This is a genomic window from Phenylobacterium sp. (assembly GCF_036677185.1).
In the GTDB taxonomy this organism is placed as follows: domain Bacteria; phylum Pseudomonadota; class Alphaproteobacteria; order Caulobacterales; family Caulobacteraceae; genus Phenylobacterium.
Genome location: NZ_JAKFEN010000015.1, coordinates 114241 through 130859, shown reverse-complemented (window position 1 = coordinate 130859; position 16619 = coordinate 114241). Strand labels below are relative to the sequence as shown.

Genomic DNA, 16619 nt, shown 5'->3' with positions numbered 1-16619 from the left:
TCAGGCGGTGGCGCTGCGCAGGGTGACGCTGGCGCAGCGTTTCGCGCGCGAGGCCCGCTGCAGATCCTCCAGCCGCTTGGAAAGCCGGGTGGCCTGGGCGGTGGGCGCGCGGTTCAGGGAGATCGGCGTGTAGTAGCTCGCCACCGCCTCGCCGCCGCGCATCTGGCGTTGGGCCGCGGCATAGGCTCGCTGGGTGCGGGCCACCTCAAGCGCGAGCTGGCCGCAGGTCAGCCGGCGATAGTCGGGGACGGCGGCGGTCGCGGAGGTGAGCGGCGCCGGCGGAGGCGCCGACGCGCAAGCGCCGACCAGCAGCGCCACGGTCGTGGACAGGATCGCCCCCCGCATTTCAGCCCTCCCTGAAGGGTCTTCGTTGGGAGGAGCTTGCCCCGTCTTCGGGCGAGCCTCAAGCGCCACCACGCCCAAGAGGAATTCCCGCATTACTGTACAGCTCAGTCATAAAATTTTTGAATATGGTTAACAAAATTCCGAGGAACCAACCTCAACGCCCCGCGTTGTGGGCCATTCACGCCGCAGTGTGGTTAATGAGGTCATTTTTTATACAGCGAAGTATATTGCATATCGTGACCAAGAAACTTGGTTGACACGGCCTGATTGAGGCGACTTCTTGTGGCGCGTCGGGGGATTGGCGATTCAACGCCCAAGCCTGGAGTGAGATACATCATGACGATGAAGCTAAGCTTGTTGGCCGTGGCTGCAGGTCTATCGATTGCAACTTCCGCGAACGCCCTGACGGTCATCTCCTCACCGATCGACACGCCGCCGCCGGCCGGCCAGTCCGTGGTCTATGATTTCGATGGCTATGTGGCGCCGGGCTTCTCGCTCATCCTGAGCGGTCTGGCCGGGGTCTTCGACGGTTCGTTGGGTCTCGTCCCCGGAGTCGCAGCGCCTCCGCCTGGCACGACCACCGACTATCTGGCCATCCAAACGGGCGGCTCGGCGACCTTGAATACGCCGCTGATCAGTGCGCTCAGCGTCTACATCGGCTCGCCGGACTCCTACAACAGCATCCGGTTCATCGGCCTGGATGGCTATGACGTGACCCTCACCGGCGCGGCCCTGGCCGACGGCTCGTTCGGCGGCAACCAGGCGATCGGCCGGCGGATGACCTACAATTTCGGATCTGACCGGGTCACCCAGGTCATCTTCTCGTCCAGCGGGAACTCGTTCGAACTGGACAATATCGCGGTCGCCTCGATCGTCCCCGAGCCGGCGACCTGGGCGATGATGATCACCGGCTTCGGCCTGCTGGGCGGCGCAGCCCGCCGACGGCGCGCCAACTCCGCCGTCTTCGCCTAGGACTTCAGCGCCGCGCTGACGACAGAGGGTCGTCGCGCGGCGCGCCTGGCAGTGGCGCAGCCGCAGGCCGTTGACCACGCGCCGCTTCGGGTGCGAGCGACGACGGACAGGAAGATCGCCCCATCCTGGACCCGGACCTCGATATGGGAGGCGTCCAGGCGCCTGGCCCGCTCCAGCCGCTCGCGGCCTCAAATGTCCCTATGCGTCGGCGTGTCCTTCCCGGTTGTCGGTGCCCAGTTGTCGGTGATTGAACCGTGTCGCGGCCACGCGGTTCGGTCCGGCAGGCCTGCGCGGCGCGGAGTCGCGAACGACTTCGTTGATTGTCGTTTTCTTGGACTTCGAACGCGCCTATAGGAGGTGCTGCTCTATGCACCGCCCGGCCGAAAGGCCGGGCGCCGTCATTTTAGGAATACCGTCATGACCGACATCCTGATGCCGAAGGCGACCGCTGTCTGGCTGGTGGACAACACTTCGCTGACCTTCGAGCAGATCGCCGATTTCTGCGGCCTGCACCCGCTGGAAGTCAAAGGCATCGCCGACGGCGAGGTGGCGCGCGACATCCGCGGCGCCGACCCGATCGCCAACGGCCAGCTCAACCGCGAAGAACTGGACGCCGCCCAGAAGAGCGACAAGTACCGCATGAAGGCCCAGAAGAGCCGGCACGCCGAACTGCTGAAGCCGGTGAAGAAGGCCCCGCGCTACACCCCGGTGTCGCGCCGCCAGGACCGTCCGGACGCCATCGCCTGGTTTATCCGCAACCATCCGGAAGTGGCCGACAGCCAGATCGCGCGCCTACTGGGCACCACCAAGGCCACCATCGACCAGGTGCGCAACCGTCAGCACTGGAACGCCGCCAACATCAAGCCGGTCGATCCGGTGACGCTCGGCCTTTCGACCCAGATGGAACTGGACGCGGTGGTCCGCAAGGCGGCCGACAAGAAGGCCAAGGACGACGCCAAGCGCGGCATCGTCGAGCCCGAGGGCGCGACCCTGGCGCCGGCTTCGGAGACCGGCGTGCTGGTGGAGGACGACGACCATCACGTCGCCGAGCAACCGCACTTCGACGACGAAGACGCCGATGACGAGGACTAGGACCGGCGAACCGGGCGACACGGCCCAATAGGTTCGTCCGGCGATTGGCTCAGACAACCCTGTCGACCGCCTCCGGGGACCTTCGAGGGGCGGTCGACCAGGGTCGCCTGGCGTCCGGCCCCCCTCGGACGAGGAAGAGATGGGGCGAGCCGAGACCCTCGCGGGTCGCGGCCGCAAAGCGTCAGTGGGCGCGAGCGCCCAGGGCTTGGATCTCTTCCTTCAGCTTGAGCTTTTGTCGCTTGAGTTCCTGTAGCTTCACGGCGTCGGCGGCGGGCCTGTTCATCTCGTCTTGGATCGCCCTCTCAAGATTTTGGTGACGGGATCCGAGTTCGCGGATGCGGGCTTCAACGGCCATGTCGTGTCGTCTCCTGCATGAACCTAGGCGCCTGAGTGAACACCCGCTGGCCTGCTCTGTCAGATCACATATGTTTGCGATCCGACATCCACCGGCGGCCCCCGGCCGCGGAGACCTGACCCTATGAGCAGCAGCGCACGCCTGGTTGTCGGCGTCTCGGGCGCCAGCGGCGCGGCCTACGGCTTGCGGGTGCTCGACGCCTGCCGCGAACTCGGGGTCGAAAGCCACCTGATCTTCTCCCGCGCCGCCGCCCTCACCCTCGCCCAGGAGACCACCCTGACCGTCGCCGACGTCCAGGCCCGCGCCGACGTGGTCCACAAGGTCGGGGATGTGGGCGCCTCGGTGGCCTCCGGCTCATTCCCGACGCTGGGCATGATCATCGCGCCCTGCTCGGTGCGCACCATGAGCGAGATCGCCACCGGCGTGACCTCCTCCCTGCTGACCCGCGCCGCCGACGTGACGCTGAAGGAGCGCCGGCCCCTGGTGCTGATGGTCCGCGAGACGCCCCTGCACCTGGGCCATCTGCGCACCATGGTCCGGCTGGCGGAGATGGGGGCGATCATCGCCCCGCCCATGCCGGCCTTTTACGCCAAGCCTGCCAGCCTTGAAGAGATGGTCGACCAGTCCGTCGGCCGGGCGCTGGACCTCTTTGGCCTGTCCTGGAAGCCGGTGAAACGCTGGGGCCAGGACGTCGGGCCGCTGCAGGGCGAGGGCTGATGTCGCTCTGGGACTGGACGCTGGAAGTATATTCCCTGGCCGGCGTGCCGGAGGCGACGCTGGACCTGCAGGACCGGCATGGCCAGAACACCTCCTTCCTGTTGTGGGCGATCTGGGCCGAGGGGCCTTCGGCAGAGGCGCTCGCCGACGGCGCGGCGGCGGCCAAGGCCTGGGACGCGACAGTGCTGAAGCCTATCCGCCAGGTGCGCCGCGCGCTCAAACCGGCCTTCCCGCCGGTGGACGATGGCGCGCGGGAGGCCCTGCGCGAGGACGTCAAGGCCGCCGAACTGCGCGCCGAGCGGGTGCTGATGGAAACCCTAGAGACCCTGGCGCCGGCCTCGAGCGGCGGACATCCGGCCCTGGAGAGCCTGCGCGCGGCCTCAGCAGCCTGGGGGAGCCCGGCTCCGGACGAGGCCCTGGCTCGCCTGGCGCGCGCCCTCGTCTAGACGAGGGCCGCCAGGGTGCGCATCATCTGAGTCGGGCGGCGAGGCGTAGCGTATGAACGACGACGATATCGACGATGCGGAGGCGAGGTTCCGCGCCCACCTGGGCTCGGTGATCCAGGAACATTCCGACCTGGACGCCGCGGTGGAGGCCCTTGCCCTGCAGCCGGTCCCCGACATGATGGTGATCGCCCGGCTGAAGCGGAAGAAGCTGGCCTTGAAGGACGAGATCTCCCGCCTGCGCAACCAGCTTATCCCCGACATCATCGCCTGAGGCGTGACGACCGCCAGCTAGCCCATCTTGAAGGCGCAGACCTTGTTTCCGTCGAGGTCGCGGAAATAGGCGCCGTAGAAAGTCTCGCCCCGCAGGCCGGGCGGGCCGTCGCAAGTTGCGCCCTGGGCCAGGGCCGCGGCGTGGACGGCGTCGACCATTTCCCGAGACTCCGCCGCGAGCGCGACCATCGTGCCGTTACCGGGCGTGGCGGGCTGCTTGTCATAGGGTTCGCACAGCGCCAGGCCGCCGGCGCCGAACTTCCCGTAGAACAGGATGCGGCCTCCATCATAGCCGCGCCGAACGCCCATCGGCGCCAGGACGGCGTCGTAGAAGGTCTTGGCCTTCTCCAGGTCGTTGCTGCCGATTGTGGTGTAGCCGATCATGGTCGTTCTCCCTTTAGAGGGCCGACCTTAGCCGCGTGACGCGAACGTCAGGAAAGCGGAATCGACTAGCGCGGCGCCTGGCGCGGTTCGATGATCCCACGCCGTTCGCGCTTGCGAATGAACATGGCCGCGTCGGCCTCGGCGACCAGCGCCTCGGGATCGATCTCCGAAGAGATCTCGCGCACCCCATAGGAGATGTGCAGGGGCGCCGACCAGTCGCCGAACTGGATGGGAGAGCCCTCGATGGCGTCGGCCAGGGCCTCGGCCTTGGCCTCGGCGGTGGGCTTGTCGGCCTGGACCAGGATCACGGCGAACTCGTCGCCGCCCATGCGGCCCACGATGTCGCTCTCGCGCACATGGGCCAGCAGTCGCTCGGCCACGGCGCGCAGGGCCGCGTCACCGGCGGCATGGCCGAAGCGGTCGTTGACGTGCTTGAAGCCGTCCAGGTCGAAATAGACCACGCTGGCGGGCGAGCCGTAGCGCTGGGAGAAGGTTCGGATGCGCGACAGCTCGCGTACGAAGGCCCGGCGGTTGAGCAGCGGGGTCAGGGCGTCGCGGTCGGCCAGGTTCTCGACCTCGGCCAGCTTGGCCTTCAGGCGGGTGACCTCGCCACGCAGCTCGTCGATCTCGGTCAGCAGGGTCTTCACCGCCCCCTGGACGGCCGGCGTCAGATCGCCCTCGGCCAGGCCCAGGAAGGCGGTCTTGTCGGTGGGCCCGGTGGCCGCCGCGGTCGCCTGGGCGCCGGCGCGCACCAGGGCGCTCTTGCGGATGGCCGAGAAGGATTCGGAGCGGGCGCCGGTGATCTTCATGGGGCTTTCATCGAACGAGAATCGCTGAAGTCCTAGCGAGTTAAGAATCCTGAACGTCCTTGGTTGCGGGCGCAAGACCGGCGCCTATACTCCGCGCCTTTCCGCCGCAGGGGCATCCAAGGATATGAGCGCAACGACCGCGCCGGTCGCCATCATCATGGGCAGCCGGTCCGACTGGCCCACCATGAAGGGCGCCGCCGAGAGCCTCGACGCCCTGGGCGTGGCCTATGAGGCCAAGGTGGTCTCCGCCCACCGCACGCCCGACCGAATGTATGAATTCGCCAAGGGGGCCAAGGCGGCGGGCTTCAAGGTCATCATCGCCGGGGCCGGGGGCGCGGCACACCTGCCAGGCATGACCGCCTCCATGACCGAACTGCCGGTGCTGGGCGTGCCCGTGGAGTCCAAGGCGCTCAAGGGAATGGATAGCCTGCTCTCCATCGTCCAGATGCCCGCCGGCATCGCCGTGGCGACCCTGGCGATCGGCGAGGCCGGGGCCCGTAACGCCGGCCTGCTGGCCGCCCAGATCCTGGCCCTGTCCGATCCGGCCCTGGCCGAGCGGCTGGTCGCCTATCGCGCTCAGCACACGGCCGGCGTCGCCGAAACCGTCGAGGACGTCTGAGCATGGCTGCCTCCCTGCCGATGCCGCCGGGATCGACGCTCGGCATACTGGGCGGGGGACAGCTTGGCCGGATGCTGGCCCAGGCCGCCGCGCGGCTCGGCTTCGACGTGGCGATCCTGGAGCGCGAAACCGACGCCCCGGCCGGGCGGGTGGCCGCCCACGCCATCGTCGGCGCCTATGACGACCCTTCCGCCCTGAAGGCCCTGGCCGATCTGGCCGACATCGTCACCTTCGAGTTCGAGAACGTGCCGGCGGCTTCGGTCGAGGCTCTGATGGCGCTCGGCGTCGAGGTCGCGCCCGGACCGCAGGCCCTGGCCGTGGCCCAGGATAGGGTGGACGAGAAGAGCTTCCTCAACGCCAATGGCGTGGCGACCGTGGCTTTCGCCGCCGCCGACAGCGCCGAGAGCTGCGTCGAGGCCGCCGGCCGGATCGGGGCCCCCTGCCTGATGAAGACCCGCCGCGAGGGCTACGACGGCAAGGGCCAGGTCTGGGTCGAGCACGCCGCCGGCGCGGCGCAGGCCTTCGAGGACCTGGGCGGCCGGCCGGTGATCCTGGAGGCGCCCGCCGACTTCGTGCGCGAGCTCTCGATCATCGCCGCCCGCGGTCGCGACGGCGCCATCGCGGTCTATCCCCTGGCCGAGAACCATCACGAGAAGGGCGTCCTGCGCCGCAGTGTCGCCCCGGCCCGCGCCAGCGCCGCCACCACCGCCCAGGCCGAGCGGATCGCCGCCAAGATCCTCACCGGCCTGGCCTATGTCGGCGTGATCGGCATCGAGCTGTTCGAGATGAAGGACGGGTCGCTGCTGGTCAACGAGATCGCGCCCCGGGTGCACAATACCGGCCACTGGACCCAGGACGGCTGCGAGGTCGACCAGTTCGAACAGCATATCCGCGCCGTCGCCGGCTGGCCGCTGGGGCCCACGACGGCCCGAGCCCAGGTGGAGATGCTGAACCTGCTTGGCGACGAGGTCGACGGCTGGGCGAGGTACGCCGCCGAACCCGAGACCCGCGTCCACCTCTACGGCAAGCGCGAGGCCAAGCCCGGCCGCAAGATGGGCCACGTGAACCGGCTGAGAGGGCCGGTCTAGGCTTCGTTCGGGATGGCCGAGAGGGCCTCTTCCAGCTCCAGGAAGCTGGGCTGGGCGCCCGAGGGGACGCTGCCGCGGCCGATCTCGACGGAGATCTGGGCGGCGTTGCCGTGCAGGTGGGCCACCAGCACCGACTGGATGATCTTGTAGAAGGAGCCCTCTTCCTCGATGACCTCCTTCAGGCGCACCGCCATGGGGCCGACCAGGCCGTAGGCCAGGAACACGCCGAGGAAGGTGCCGACCAGGGCCGAGCCGATCATCTCGCCCAAGACTTCCGGCGGCTCGGTGATCGCGCCCATGGTCTTGATGACGCCCAGCACGGCGGCGACGATGCCCAGGGCGGGCAGGGCGTCGGCCAGGTTGGTCAGGGCGCCGGCGGGGCCGAGCGCCTCGTGGTGGTGCTTCTCGAGCTGCTTTTCCATGGCGTCCTCGACCTGGTGCGGGTCCTCGAGGTTCATGGTCATCATGCGCAGCGTGTCGCAGATGAAGTCGACGGCGAAGTGGTCCTTCATCACCCGCGGGAAGCGCGAGAAGATCGAGGAGTCCTTCGGGTTCTCGATGTGGCTTTCCAGGGCGATGACGCCCTTGGACTTCATGGTCTTGGTCAGCAGGAACAGCAGCGACAGCAGGTCGCGATAGTCGCTGGCCTTCCATTTCGGCCCGGCGAACACCTTGCCGAAGCCCGAGAGCGTGCCCTTGATGACCGGCATGGAGTTGGAGATCAGGAAGGCCGCGACGCCGGCGCCGCCGATCGCCATCATCTCATGGGGCAGGGCGTGCAGGATGACGCCCAGATTGCCGCCTGAGATGATGTAGCTGCCGAACACCAGGCCGAACAGCAACACGATGCCGATAATCTGAAACATGGTGGTGTTCGGTCCCCGGGATGTCAGCCGGAAGCATCACCATTAATGCTTAATGTCGCGTGAGCATTTCGGGGTTTGCGCAAGGGATCGGCGCGCCTTAACAGCGCACCATGCCCAAGCCAGCTTCCGCCATGGACGGCCTGCCCAAGGGATCGTTCGCGATCATCTTCGGCGTCTCGCTTGTCACCGCCATGGGCAATACAGGGATGATCTCGGTCCTGCCGGCCATCGGCCGCTCGATCGGCATTCCCGACCCGATGGTGGCGGCGATCTTCTCGCTCTCGGCGCTGCTCTGGGCGTTTTCCTCGCCCTGGTGGGCCAGGGCCTCGGACGCCCATGGCCGCAAGCCGCTGATGTTGATCGGCCTGACCGGCTTCATGATGTCGATGATCGCCTGCGGCCTGGTGGTCAGCGCCGGGCTCTACAAGCTCGCCACGCCCATGGTGATCTTCGTCTGCTTCCTGTTCGCGCGCGCGCTGTTCGGGCTGTTCGGCGCGGCCTCGAACCCCGCGACCCAGGCCTATCTGGCCGAACACACCCCGCCGGAGAAACGCACCCAGTCGATGTCGAGCCTGGCCGGCGCCTTCGGCCTCGGCACCGTCATAGGGCCGTTCATCGCCCCGCTGTTCGTGTTGCCCTTCACCGGGGGCCTTGCGGGCCCGCTGTTCGGCTTCGCGGTGCTGGCCGGCCTGATGCTGCTGGTGGTCTGGAAGCGGCTGCCGGAAAGCCAGAACATGCCGGTCGCGCCGGTGAAGGTTGCGCCCGTCAAGGGCGGCCCGGTGGTGAAGGACAAGCCCATGTGGCGCGACCCGCGCGTCACCCCCTTCCTGATCTACGGCTTCATCGTCGCGGTCTGCCAGACGGCCCAGGGCCAGACCCTGGGCTTCCTGATCATCGACCAGCTCGACCTGTCGCCCATGAAGGCCCAGGGTTTCATCGCCATCGCCATGATGTTCGGCGCGGTGGCCGGCCTGCTCGCCCAGTGGGGCATCATCCGCATGTTCGAGATGACCCCGCGCCAGCTCCTGCGTTGGGGCGTGGGCGTCGCGGCCGTGGGCAATGTCATCGTGGCCTTCCAGCCGACCTATGCCGCGGTGGTGGCGGGCTACGCCATCTCCAGCCTGGGCTTCGGACTGGCGCGGCCGGGCTTCACGGCGGGCTCCTCCCTGGCGGTCGACATGCACGAACAGGCCCGGGTGGCCGGCGCCATCGCCGCGGTGAACGGGGTCAATGTGGTGCTCGCCCCGGCCTTCGTCTGGCTCTACCAGGCCGTGGCGCCCGCGCCCTTCATCCTGTGCGCCGTGCTGATGGTGGCCATGCTGATCTACGCCTTCCAGAACCAGCAGCTGAAGAACGCCGCCCCCTCGCCCACCACCCGCGCCGACGCGGCCAAGGCCACCCTGGAAAAGGGCGACGAAGGCGGCGGCTAGCCCGCGGGGGACAGGGCGCCGACCTCGACGTTCAACCGCCGCACCATGTCCATCGACAGATAGCCGTCAGCGGTGATCCCGCGGGCCTTCTGCCAGGCGCGCAGGGCCGTGCGGGTGTTGACGCCTACTACTCCGTCCGGCTCGCCCGGACTGAAGCCCAGTCGCGCCAGAGCCGTCTGGGCGGCGATGCGGTCGCCGATGCCGAGCGGGATCTCCATGGGCCAGGCTCGCGCCAGCGGGCCGCCGCCGGCGAACCGATCGGCCAGCACTCCGATCCCCAGGGCATAGGCTGTGGAGTTGTTGTACTTGCGGATCGCGAAATGGTTGGGGAACAGCAGGAAGATCGGCCCCTCCGCCCCCGAGGGCGCAGCCAGCATGGCCTTGGCCATGGTGTCGGCGGACGACCACCCCCGGCCGTCGGCGGGCTTCAGGCCCAAGCCCGCCCACCAGTTCGGCGTCTCGCGCGGGCCCTCGGTCAGGCTGTAGTCGAAGCCCGGTGGGGCGATCACCTCGCGGGCCCAGCCCTCGCCGCGCGTCCAGCCGCCCTTGGCCAGCAGGTTGGCCGCCGAGGCCAGGGCGTCATTGCTTGAGCCCCAGATGTCGCGCCGCCCGTCGCCGTCGCCGTCCACGGCGGTGGCCAGGTAGTTGGAGGGAAGGAACTGGGTCTGGCCCATGGCTCCGGCCCAGGACCCCTTCAGCCGGCCGCGGTCGGCCTCGCCCGACTCGATGATCTTGAGCGCCGCGATCAGTTCGCCCTCGGCGAAGGCCCGGCGGCGGCCGTGGAAGGCCAGGCTGGCCATGCAGCGGATCACGTCGAAGTCGCCCTGGATCGCCCCGAAGCCGCTCTCCATGGCCCAGACGGCGATCAGGATGTCGCGCGGCACGCCGAAGCGCTGCTCGACCTCGCCCCAGAACGGCAGCTCGGCCCGGTAGCGCTGGCCGCGCGCGATGCGGTCGTCGCTGACCGTGCCCTTGATGTAGTCGCCCACGGGCTTGGAGAATTCCGGTTGGGCGGAATCCAGGCTGATCACCCGCGGATTGGGCGTCAGGCCGGCAAGTTCGCGGTCCAGCAGGGCAGGCGCCAGGCCCGCGGCCAGGGCGCGGTTGCGGAACTGGCCGCGCCACTCGTCGAAACTGGCGTCGCCCGAAGACGTGGGAGCGGGCGGTGCGGAAGGCAGATCCGGTCGCGGCGGGTGCGGCTCGGGCGTCGGGAAGGGTGAGCCGGTCACCGGCTTGAATTCGGTGGAGGTGTCGGCGCAACCGGCCACGAGCAGGAGGAGGAAGAGGCGACGGTCCATGGGCCAAGCCTAGCGGCGCCCGCGCTCTTCCCCAATCACAAGGCCGTCAGCCGTTGACTCAAAAGCCGTCCGCCCGTATACGCGCCCGCTCTGTAGATAACCCCGGTGCTTTCCAAGCCGGCGCCCGAGATAGGTCCATGAAGGTCAGAAGCTCGCTCAAGACGCTCAAGACTCGCCACCGCGATTGCAAGCTGGTGCGTCGCAAGGGCGTGATTTTCGTCATCAACAAGACGAACCCCCGCTTCAAGGCCAAGCAAGGCTGAGGCGCCGGAGCCCCTTAGGGGCTCCTCTCCAAAAAGCTGATCGCGATGGCCGCCGAAACCGGTTCCCACTTTCAGCCATCGCGATCAAGGATGGCTGTGAGAGCCGTCCTCTGGGACATCGGCAATGTCATCGTGCGCTGGGACCCGCGCACGCTCTACGCCAAGTTTTTCAAGGAACCGGCCGAATGCGACCGGTTCCTTTCGCATGTCTGCACCATGGAATGGCATATCGCCCACGACCTGGGTGTGACCTTCGCGGACAACCGCGCGCCGCTGCTGGAGCGCTTCCCCGATTACGCCGACGCCATCCACGCCTGGGAGACCCGGTGGTGGGATATGTTCTCCGGGCCGATCGCCGAGACCGAGGCCGCCATCGAGGCGCTGCATGCGGCCGGCGTGCCGCAGTTCGCGCTCTCGAACATGTCGCACGAGGTCTTCGACGGCATTACGGCCATGAGCCCGGCCTTTGAGCGCCTGAGCGGCTATGTCATCTCCGCCGAGATCGCCAAGATGAAGCCCGACCCGTCGATCTACGCCCTGGCTTGCGAGCGGTTCGGCTTCGCGCCGGGCGACTTCCTCTTCGTCGACGACAGCGCGCGCAATATCGATGGGGCGCGGGCCCTGGGCTTCGACGCCCACCATTTCACCGATCCGGCGGCCCTGCGCCCGGCGCTGGAAGCCCGCGGGCTGCTCTAGCCGTTCCGCACGAGCTCGAAGAACTCCTGCCGCGTGCGCGCATCGTCGCGCACCTCGCCCGTCAGATGGCTGGTGGTCAGGCGCGAGCCTGGCGTGTTCACCCCCCGCATGGTCATACAGCTGTGCTCGGAGACGATCACCACCCCCACGCCCTTGGGCTTGAGGACACTGTCGATGGCGCCGGCGATGTCGGCGGTCAGCTTCTCCTGGATCTGCAGGCGCCGGGCGAAGCCGTGGACCACCCGGGCCAGCTTGGAGATCCCCACCACCCGGTCGCGCGGCAGGTAGCCCACATGGGCCCTGCCCAGGAACGGCAGCATGTGGTGCTCGCAGAAGCTCACCACCCGGATGTCCTTCAGCACCACCAGCTCGTCATAACCCCCGACCTCCTCGAAGGTCCGGGCCAGATAGTCGGTGGGATCGGTCTCGTAGCCGGAGAACAGCTCCTTGTAAGACCGCGCCACCCGCGCCGGGGTCTCCAGCAGGCCTTCGCGGTCGGGATCGTCGCCGGCCCATTCGATCAAGGTGCGGACGGCCGCCTCGGCCTCCGACTGGGTGGGCCGGCGCCGGGGCCCGCCGTGGGATTCGGTCATGGGAAAACTCCGCCTGCGTGCGTCATGAACGGCTTCCCCGCGGCGAAGGTTCAGCAGGCGGATGACAGGCGCGGGCCGCGCCGCTAGGGTCCCGCGCTTTCCGACCTCCCCGACTTGTGAGACGCTTTGCCCATGTCCGACGACAACGCCCACGGCGACATCCTGAACCAGGCCGCCCAGGGCCAGCTGAAGAGCATCATCGAGCGCATCGAGCGCCTGGAGCAGGAGAAGTCCGAGATCTCCGAGCAGATCAAGGAGGTCTTCGCCGAGGCCAAGGGCAACGGCTTCGACGTCAAGATCCTCCGCAAGGTCGTTCGTATCCGCAAGCAGGACCGGGCCAAGCGCTTGGAGGAAGAGGCCATCCTCGACCTCTATCTCGCGGCCATGGGAGAGATTTGAAGCGAACCCCGCCAGACCGGAAGGCGCAGGCCAAGCGGGCCGCGCTGAACGCCTTGAAGCGCGTCCGTCGCCAGGCGGACCGCGCGGAGGTCAAGCTCTCCGACTGGGAGGGCGAATTCCTGGGTTCGGTGGAAGAGCGGGTGAAGACCTATGGCCGCGCCTTCGCCGACCCAGAGAAGGGCGGCCCGGGCGAGGCCTTCTCGGCCCTGCAGGCGGTGAAGCTCAAGGAGATCGCCGCCAAGGCCAAGGGCGAGAAGAAGGACATGACCCGCAAGCCGTTCAAGCGGCGGGTGAAGCCCTATTCGGAGGATTGAATTCCGTCAGTTGCTCCCTTCTGGGGGAGCTGTCTGCGAGGCTGACTGAGGGGGACTTCGACCCGCTTTCGAGCGCTTCAACCCCCTGTCTGTTGTGGCGGCGCTAGTTTGACGGTGTCGTCCGGGACGTCCGCCTGACGCGCCACCGCCGCCAGAAGGGGAGGAACTGATCTGCCCGGAAACGAAAAAGCCGCCGCGGGCGGGCCGCGACGGCTTCGGTTCGTTGGACGAAGTTCGCCGATCAGGCGGCGACGAGATTCTTGGCTTCCGCCGCGGCCTTCATCGACTTCTGCAGCTTCTCGAAGGCCCGGACCTCGATCTGACGCACCCGTTCGCGGCTGACGCCGTACTCGGAGGCCAGCTCTTCCAGCGTGGTCGGATTGTCCTTCAACCGGCGCTCGGTCAGGATATGACGCTCGCGGTCGGTGAGTTCGGTCATCGCCGCCTCGAGCAGGCTCATGCGGATGGTCCGCTCCTGGTTCTCGGCGACATAGGTCTCCTGGCTGACGGCGGTCTCGTCCTCCAGCCAGTCCTGCCACTCGCTTTCGCCGTCCACGCGCAGGGGCGCGTTCAGCGAGGCGTCGGGGCCCGACAGCCGGCGGTTCATCGAGATCACCTCGGAGTCGAGCACGCCCAGCTTGGTGGCGATCTCGCTGACCTGTTCGGGACGCAGGTCGCCCTCCTGGAAGGCGCTGATCTGGCTCTTGGCCTTGCGCAGATTGAAGAACAGCTTCTTCTGCGCCGCGGTCGTGCCCATCTTCACCAGCGACCACGAGCGCAGGATGTACTCCTGGATCGAGGCGCGGATCCACCACATGGCGTAGGTGGCCAGGCGGAAGCCCTTGTCGGGCTCGAACTTCTTCACCGCCTGCATTAGGCCGACATTGCCCTCGGAGATCACTTCCCCGATCGGCAGGCCGTAGCCGCGATAGCCCATGGCGATCTTGGCCACCAGGCGCAGGTGGCTGGTGACGAGCCGATGGGCGGCTTCGGAATCCTCATGCTCTTTCCAGGCCTTGGCGAGCATGAACTCCTCGTCCTTGGCCAGCATGGGAAACTTGCGAATTTCAGTCAGATACCGGCTGAGGCCGCCTTCCGGCGACATCACGGCAAGCGCATTGGCTGCGGCCATGGAAGATCCCCTCATATTTAGCGGACTTTCGGGTCGCTCAGCGCAAGCGCGCGCGAAACCGTCCGCCCCTCCAATCCTTAGATAGGAATTGGTCGTCACGGGCGTAAGGCCATGGCCTGGGAGAAACCAACGGCCCGGAATAATCCGACTGCTCAACTCAGGTATTTCTAGACCCCGATGGCGGCGGCATCAAGGCGAACGCCTCGCAAGCTTTCTCACAGCGCTGAGAGAAGCGCTTCCAGCGCGGCCATGTCGGGGGGCAGGGCGCTCTCGAATTTCAGGGTTTCCCCCGTCACCGGATGAACGAAGCCCAGGATCGCCGCGTGCAGGGCCTGGCGCATCAAACCGGCTTGCGCCATGGCCTCGCGGACCGGGGCGGCCGGCGGGCCGGAGCCGTAGGTCGGGTCGCCCAGGCAGGGGGCGCCCTTGGACGCCATGTGCACACGGATCTGGTGGGTGCGGCCGGTCTCCAGCCGACAGGAGACCCGCGCGGCGAGGGGCTTGCCCTCCGGGCCGAAGGCGCGCTCGACGGCGTAGTGGGTGATCGCCTCGCGACCGCCGGTCTTCAGTATCGCCATCTTCTTGCGGTCGCTGCTGGAGCGGCCCAGTCGGGTGATGATGGTGTCCTTGGCCGGCTTCGGTGCGCCCCGCACCAGGGCGACATAGGCCCGCTTGATATCGTGGGCGGCGAACAGGGCCGAGAGCCCCTGATGGGCGGCGTCGGTCTTGGCGGCGACCAGGATCCCCGAGGTCTCCTTGTCGATGCGGTGGACGATGCCGGGCCGGGCGACACCGCCAATACCCGACAGGCTCGCGCCGCAATGGGCCAGCAGGGCGTTGACCAGGGTGCCGGTCTCATTGCCCGGCGCCGGGTGGGCGGCCATGCCGGCCGGCTTGTCCACCACGATCAGATAGGCGTCCTCATAGAGCACGCTGAGCGGGATCGCCTCCGGCTGCGGGTCGGCCGGCAGAGGGGCGGGGATCAGCAGGCGATAGTCGCCGGGCTGGGCCTTGGACGAGGCGTCGGTGAGGATCGCGCCGTCGCGACTGACCTGGCCCTGGGCCAGCAGGGCCTGGATGCGGGCGCGCGACAGGTCGGGCAGGGCCTCGGCCAGGGTCTTGTCGAGGCGTCCGCCGGCCTCGGTCAGGGTCACCAGGCGCGTCGAGGCGTCGTCGAAGGCGATTTCCTCGTCTTCGGGATCGACGGTGGGGATCGTCACCCTTGCAGGTGTCCGCCCGAACTCAGGCCCTTGGAGAGACTGTTGGCCCAGCTCGACAGCAGGAACATCTCGCCGGTGCCGGCCGCGGCGGGGCCCGGTCCGATGTCACGGATCAGGTGGTCGTGCATGGCCTGGCTCACCGTCTCAGCGGTGGCGGCGGTGTCGCGGGTCAGCAGTTCGGCATATTCGGCGTTGTCGGCCTCGACGTCGCCGCTCAGGTCGCCCAGCCGCTCCAGCACCACCGGATAGGCCGAGGGGGTGCGCGCGGCGTTGAGCGCGGCGGCCAGGATCAGGCCGTCCAGCTGCACGGCCTTGTGCAGGGACACGCCGTTGAAGATCAGGAACACGGGGGTCTGGCCGACCGTGTCGAACAGGATGGCGAAGAGCTGGCCCTCGACCGGCAGCATCCAGCCGTCGAACAACAGGCCTGAGCCGCCCATCTTGAATTCCAGCAGGCCCTCCGGGCCGCGGCGGATCATTCCGTAGTCGTGGAAAATCTTCCCCGGCATGGCGATGGAGGGCCGGGTGCTGCGCCAGAAGCCCTCATAGGTCGCGGCGCGCCGTTCGGTGACCATGCGCACCAGGTCGAGGCCCGGCAGCGGCAGGCCCACATGGGCGCCGTTGGTCTTGGCCAGCACCGCGTGGCCGTTGGTGGGCTCCAGGCCGAATACCCGGGCCAGGCCGTCGATGTCGCGGTCCCAGTCCAGCATGGTGAAGCCGTCGCGCTTGGTGGCCACCAGCTTGGTGAGGTTTTCCAGGTTGTGCGCCGATGGCGTCACGGCTCCGGAGGCCCAGCGGCCCACAAGCGACTTGTCAACGCCAAGGTCCGCGGCGAGACGCCCCCGACTCATGGAGAGCGCCTTCAAGACCAGGTCCAGTTTCTCAGAGAAGGGCGTGGAGACGTGCATGACGTTCCTATGATTCCACACCTGCGCCGAAATGCAACTCGCCATGCAACTGTTGCGCAACCGTGTGCAACCCGTTGCGTGATTGTTGTGCGTCCGTTGCGCAGGGGTTGAATTTCGAGGCTGCAACCGTTGCGCACGCCGTCGCGCGCCGCTGCACCTGCGCGTTGTCGTCGCACCCTTCTACATATCGTCTCAACGAAACGGCGGCGCAGACCGTCGGGATCGGAAGGAAACAGTCGATGAGGTACTTGCCCTTGGCCCTGGCGTTCGCCTGCCTCGCGGGCGCGTTGACCGCAATCAATGTCGCGCCTGCCCAGGCCGAGCTTACTTCCGTTTCCAACGATGCTTCGAAAACCTTTCCCGCGTGGTTCCACGCGGGTCCAGCCGAAATCAGGACTGCGGA

Annotated in this window: 23 protein-coding genes; 12 read left to right on the top strand and 11 right to left on the bottom strand. The window is 67.7% G+C overall.

The genetic code is table 11. The features are described from left to right. Positions 1 to 345 (bottom strand): hypothetical protein, encoded by a 345-nt coding sequence (locus tag V6M51_RS06130; RefSeq protein WP_332765539.1) that lies wholly within the window; start codon positions 343 to 345, stop codon positions 1 to 3. 336 nt (positions 346 to 681) lie between these two features. Here V6M51_RS06130 and V6M51_RS06125 point away from each other — a divergent pair, with 336 nt between their 5' ends. Both V6M51_RS06125 and V6M51_RS06120 read left to right on the top strand, forming a co-directional pair. Continuing rightward, complete coding sequence (locus V6M51_RS06125; RefSeq protein WP_332765538.1) at positions 682 to 1317, top strand: PEPxxWA-CTERM sorting domain-containing protein; 636 nt, start codon at positions 682 to 684, stop codon at positions 1315 to 1317. A gap of 417 nt (positions 1318 to 1734) precedes the next feature. Further along, positions 1735 to 2409, top strand: coding sequence for a DUF1013 domain-containing protein (locus tag V6M51_RS06120; protein WP_332765537.1), 675 nt, complete (start codon positions 1735 to 1737; stop codon positions 2407 to 2409). A 181-nt stretch (positions 2410 to 2590) separates the two neighbouring features. On the opposite strand, the gene V6M51_RS06115 is transcribed toward V6M51_RS06120, so the two are convergent. Further along, a complete protein-coding gene (locus V6M51_RS06115) occupies positions 2591 to 2764 on the bottom strand; it encodes a YdcH family protein (RefSeq protein WP_254835657.1) in 174 nt (57 codons plus the stop codon). A 123-nt stretch (positions 2765 to 2887) separates the two neighbouring features. On the opposite strand from V6M51_RS06115, the gene V6M51_RS06110 reads away from it, so the two are divergent. Genes V6M51_RS06110 through V6M51_RS06100 form a run of 3 tightly spaced genes read left to right on the top strand, consistent with a single transcriptional unit; the run spans position 2888 to position 4198 of the window. Then, positions 2888 to 3481, top strand: coding sequence for a UbiX family flavin prenyltransferase (locus tag V6M51_RS06110; protein ID WP_332765536.1), 594 nt, complete (start codon positions 2888 to 2890; stop codon positions 3479 to 3481). After that, on the top strand, positions 3481 to 3927 hold the full coding sequence (locus V6M51_RS06105; protein WP_332765535.1) for a TIGR02444 family protein: 447 nt from the start codon (positions 3481 to 3483) through the stop codon (positions 3925 to 3927). The genes V6M51_RS06110 and V6M51_RS06105 overlap by 1 nt, the downstream gene beginning before the upstream one ends. 52 nt (positions 3928 to 3979) lie before the next feature. Further along, complete coding sequence (locus V6M51_RS06100; protein WP_332765534.1) at positions 3980 to 4198, top strand: YdcH family protein; 219 nt, start codon at positions 3980 to 3982, stop codon at positions 4196 to 4198. 17 nt (positions 4199 to 4215) lie between these two features. Here V6M51_RS06100 and V6M51_RS06095 read toward each other — a convergent pair whose 3' ends face one another. Then, positions 4216 to 4581, bottom strand: coding sequence for a VOC family protein (locus V6M51_RS06095; RefSeq protein ID WP_332765533.1), 366 nt, complete (start codon positions 4579 to 4581; stop codon positions 4216 to 4218). Positions 4582 to 4646: 65 nt separating this feature from the next. Beyond that, positions 4647 to 5390 (bottom strand): GGDEF domain-containing protein, encoded by a 744-nt coding sequence (locus V6M51_RS06090; RefSeq protein WP_332765531.1) that lies wholly within the window; start codon positions 5388 to 5390, stop codon positions 4647 to 4649. A gap of 124 nt (positions 5391 to 5514) precedes the next feature. Between V6M51_RS06090 and purE the strand changes: the two genes are divergently transcribed. Further along, complete coding sequence (purE, locus tag V6M51_RS06085) at positions 5515 to 6009, top strand: 5-(carboxyamino)imidazole ribonucleotide mutase (protein ID WP_332765529.1); 495 nt, start codon at positions 5515 to 5517, stop codon at positions 6007 to 6009. Between the two features lie 2 nt (positions 6010 to 6011). Then, a complete protein-coding gene (locus V6M51_RS06080) occupies positions 6012 to 7097 on the top strand; it encodes a 5-(carboxyamino)imidazole ribonucleotide synthase (RefSeq protein ID WP_332765528.1) in 1086 nt (361 codons plus the stop codon). Here the strand turns inward: V6M51_RS06080 and motA are convergent. Further along, complete coding sequence (gene motA / locus V6M51_RS06075) at positions 7094 to 7963, bottom strand: flagellar motor stator protein MotA (RefSeq protein ID WP_332765526.1); 870 nt, start codon at positions 7961 to 7963, stop codon at positions 7094 to 7096. The two genes, V6M51_RS06080 and motA, sit on opposite strands and share 4 nt — an antisense overlap. 110 nt (positions 7964 to 8073) lie before the next feature. Between motA and V6M51_RS06070 the strand changes: the two genes are divergently transcribed. Further along, positions 8074 to 9393: an MFS transporter gene (locus V6M51_RS06070; protein WP_332765524.1), complete on the top strand. Its 1320-nt coding sequence runs from the start codon at positions 8074 to 8076 to the stop codon at positions 9391 to 9393. Here the strand turns inward: V6M51_RS06070 and V6M51_RS06065 are convergent. Next, positions 9390 to 10691, bottom strand: a complete 1302-nt coding sequence (locus V6M51_RS06065) for a lytic murein transglycosylase (RefSeq protein WP_332765522.1) — start codon at positions 10689 to 10691, stop codon at positions 9390 to 9392. The two genes, V6M51_RS06070 and V6M51_RS06065, sit on opposite strands and share 4 nt — an antisense overlap. Positions 10692 to 10828: 137 nt before the next feature. Between V6M51_RS06065 and ykgO the strand changes: the two genes are divergently transcribed. Both ykgO and V6M51_RS06055 read left to right on the top strand, forming a co-directional pair. Next, positions 10829 to 10954 (top strand): type B 50S ribosomal protein L36, encoded by a 126-nt coding sequence (gene ykgO, locus V6M51_RS06060; protein ID WP_254835668.1) that lies wholly within the window; start codon positions 10829 to 10831, stop codon positions 10952 to 10954. A 90-nt stretch (positions 10955 to 11044) separates the two neighbouring features. After that, on the top strand, positions 11045 to 11650 hold the full coding sequence (locus V6M51_RS06055) for an HAD family hydrolase (protein ID WP_332765520.1): 606 nt from the start codon (positions 11045 to 11047) through the stop codon (positions 11648 to 11650). Here the strand turns inward: V6M51_RS06055 and folE are convergent. Next, positions 11647 to 12243, bottom strand: a complete 597-nt coding sequence (folE, locus tag V6M51_RS06050) for a GTP cyclohydrolase I FolE (protein WP_332765519.1) — start codon at positions 12241 to 12243, stop codon at positions 11647 to 11649. The genes V6M51_RS06055 and folE overlap by 4 nt on opposite strands. A gap of 132 nt (positions 12244 to 12375) precedes the next feature. Here folE and V6M51_RS06045 point away from each other — a divergent pair, with 132 nt between their 5' ends. Beyond that, positions 12376 to 12642, top strand: coding sequence for a DUF2312 domain-containing protein (locus V6M51_RS06045; RefSeq protein ID WP_254835671.1), 267 nt, complete (start codon positions 12376 to 12378; stop codon positions 12640 to 12642). Next, the gene (locus tag V6M51_RS06040) at positions 12639 to 12956 is read left to right on the top strand and encodes a hypothetical protein (protein ID WP_332765518.1); all 318 of its coding nucleotides are present in this window, start codon (positions 12639 to 12641) and stop codon (positions 12954 to 12956) included. The genes V6M51_RS06045 and V6M51_RS06040 overlap by 4 nt, the downstream gene beginning before the upstream one ends. Positions 12957 to 13197: 241 nt before the next feature. Here V6M51_RS06040 and rpoH read toward each other — a convergent pair whose 3' ends face one another. The 4 genes from rpoH to V6M51_RS06020 all read right to left on the bottom strand — a co-directional run bounded on the left by rpoH (position 13198) and on the right by V6M51_RS06020 (position 16556). Continuing rightward, positions 13198 to 14103, bottom strand: coding sequence for an RNA polymerase sigma factor RpoH (gene rpoH / locus V6M51_RS06035; protein WP_442957654.1), 906 nt, complete (start codon positions 14101 to 14103; stop codon positions 13198 to 13200). A gap of 200 nt (positions 14104 to 14303) precedes the next feature. Continuing rightward, positions 14304 to 15272, bottom strand: a complete 969-nt coding sequence (locus tag V6M51_RS06030) for an RluA family pseudouridine synthase (RefSeq protein WP_332765878.1) — start codon at positions 15270 to 15272, stop codon at positions 14304 to 14306. A 32-nt stretch (positions 15273 to 15304) separates the two neighbouring features. Continuing rightward, positions 15305 to 16216 carry a helix-turn-helix domain-containing protein gene (locus V6M51_RS06025; RefSeq protein WP_332765514.1) on the bottom strand — a complete coding sequence of 304 codons (912 nt, stop codon included), beginning with the start codon at positions 16214 to 16216 and terminating at the stop codon, positions 15305 to 15307. 7 nt (positions 16217 to 16223) lie between these two features. Further along, positions 16224 to 16556: a hypothetical protein gene (locus V6M51_RS06020; protein ID WP_332765512.1), complete on the bottom strand. Its 333-nt coding sequence runs from the start codon at positions 16554 to 16556 to the stop codon at positions 16224 to 16226. Positions 16557 to 16619: the final 63 nt, after the last annotated feature.

Bases quoted from the DNA above. Each gene is read 5' to 3' on its own strand.
- V6M51_RS06130 (WP_332765539.1), bottom strand. From the start codon at position 345: ATGCGGGGGGCGATCCTGTCCACGACCGTGGCGCTGCTGGTCGGCGCT.
- V6M51_RS06125 (WP_332765538.1), top strand. From the start codon at position 682: ATGACGATGAAGCTAAGCTTGTTGGCCGTGGCTGCAGGTCTATCGATT.
- V6M51_RS06120 (WP_332765537.1), top strand. From the start codon at position 1,735: ATGACCGACATCCTGATGCCGAAGGCGACCGCTGTCTGGCTGGTGGAC.
- V6M51_RS06115 (WP_254835657.1), bottom strand. From the start codon at position 2,764: ATGGCCGTTGAAGCCCGCATCCGCGAACTCGGATCCCGTCACCAAAAT.
- V6M51_RS06110 (WP_332765536.1), top strand. From the start codon at position 2,888: ATGAGCAGCAGCGCACGCCTGGTTGTCGGCGTCTCGGGCGCCAGCGGC.
- V6M51_RS06105 (WP_332765535.1), top strand. From the start codon at position 3,481: ATGTCGCTCTGGGACTGGACGCTGGAAGTATATTCCCTGGCCGGCGTG.
- V6M51_RS06100 (WP_332765534.1), top strand. From the start codon at position 3,980: ATGAACGACGACGATATCGACGATGCGGAGGCGAGGTTCCGCGCCCAC.
- V6M51_RS06095 (WP_332765533.1), bottom strand. From the start codon at position 4,581: ATGATCGGCTACACCACAATCGGCAGCAACGACCTGGAGAAGGCCAAG.
- V6M51_RS06090 (WP_332765531.1), bottom strand. From the start codon at position 5,390: ATGAAGATCACCGGCGCCCGCTCCGAATCCTTCTCGGCCATCCGCAAG.
- purE (WP_332765529.1), top strand. From the start codon at position 5,515: ATGAGCGCAACGACCGCGCCGGTCGCCATCATCATGGGCAGCCGGTCC.
- V6M51_RS06080 (WP_332765528.1), top strand. From the start codon at position 6,012: ATGGCTGCCTCCCTGCCGATGCCGCCGGGATCGACGCTCGGCATACTG.
- motA (WP_332765526.1), bottom strand. From the start codon at position 7,963: ATGTTTCAGATTATCGGCATCGTGTTGCTGTTCGGCCTGGTGTTCGGC.
- V6M51_RS06070 (WP_332765524.1), top strand. From the start codon at position 8,074: ATGCCCAAGCCAGCTTCCGCCATGGACGGCCTGCCCAAGGGATCGTTC.
- V6M51_RS06065 (WP_332765522.1), bottom strand. From the start codon at position 10,691: ATGGACCGTCGCCTCTTCCTCCTCCTGCTCGTGGCCGGTTGCGCCGAC.
- ykgO (WP_254835668.1), top strand. From the start codon at position 10,829: ATGAAGGTCAGAAGCTCGCTCAAGACGCTCAAGACTCGCCACCGCGAT.
- V6M51_RS06055 (WP_332765520.1), top strand. From the start codon at position 11,045: ATGGCTGTGAGAGCCGTCCTCTGGGACATCGGCAATGTCATCGTGCGC.
- folE (WP_332765519.1), bottom strand. From the start codon at position 12,243: ATGACCGAATCCCACGGCGGGCCCCGGCGCCGGCCCACCCAGTCGGAG.
- V6M51_RS06045 (WP_254835671.1), top strand. From the start codon at position 12,376: ATGTCCGACGACAACGCCCACGGCGACATCCTGAACCAGGCCGCCCAG.
- rpoH (WP_442957654.1), bottom strand. From the start codon at position 14,103: ATGAGGGGATCTTCCATGGCCGCAGCCAATGCGCTTGCCGTGATGTCG.
- V6M51_RS06025 (WP_332765514.1), bottom strand. From the start codon at position 16,216: ATGCACGTCTCCACGCCCTTCTCTGAGAAACTGGACCTGGTCTTGAAG.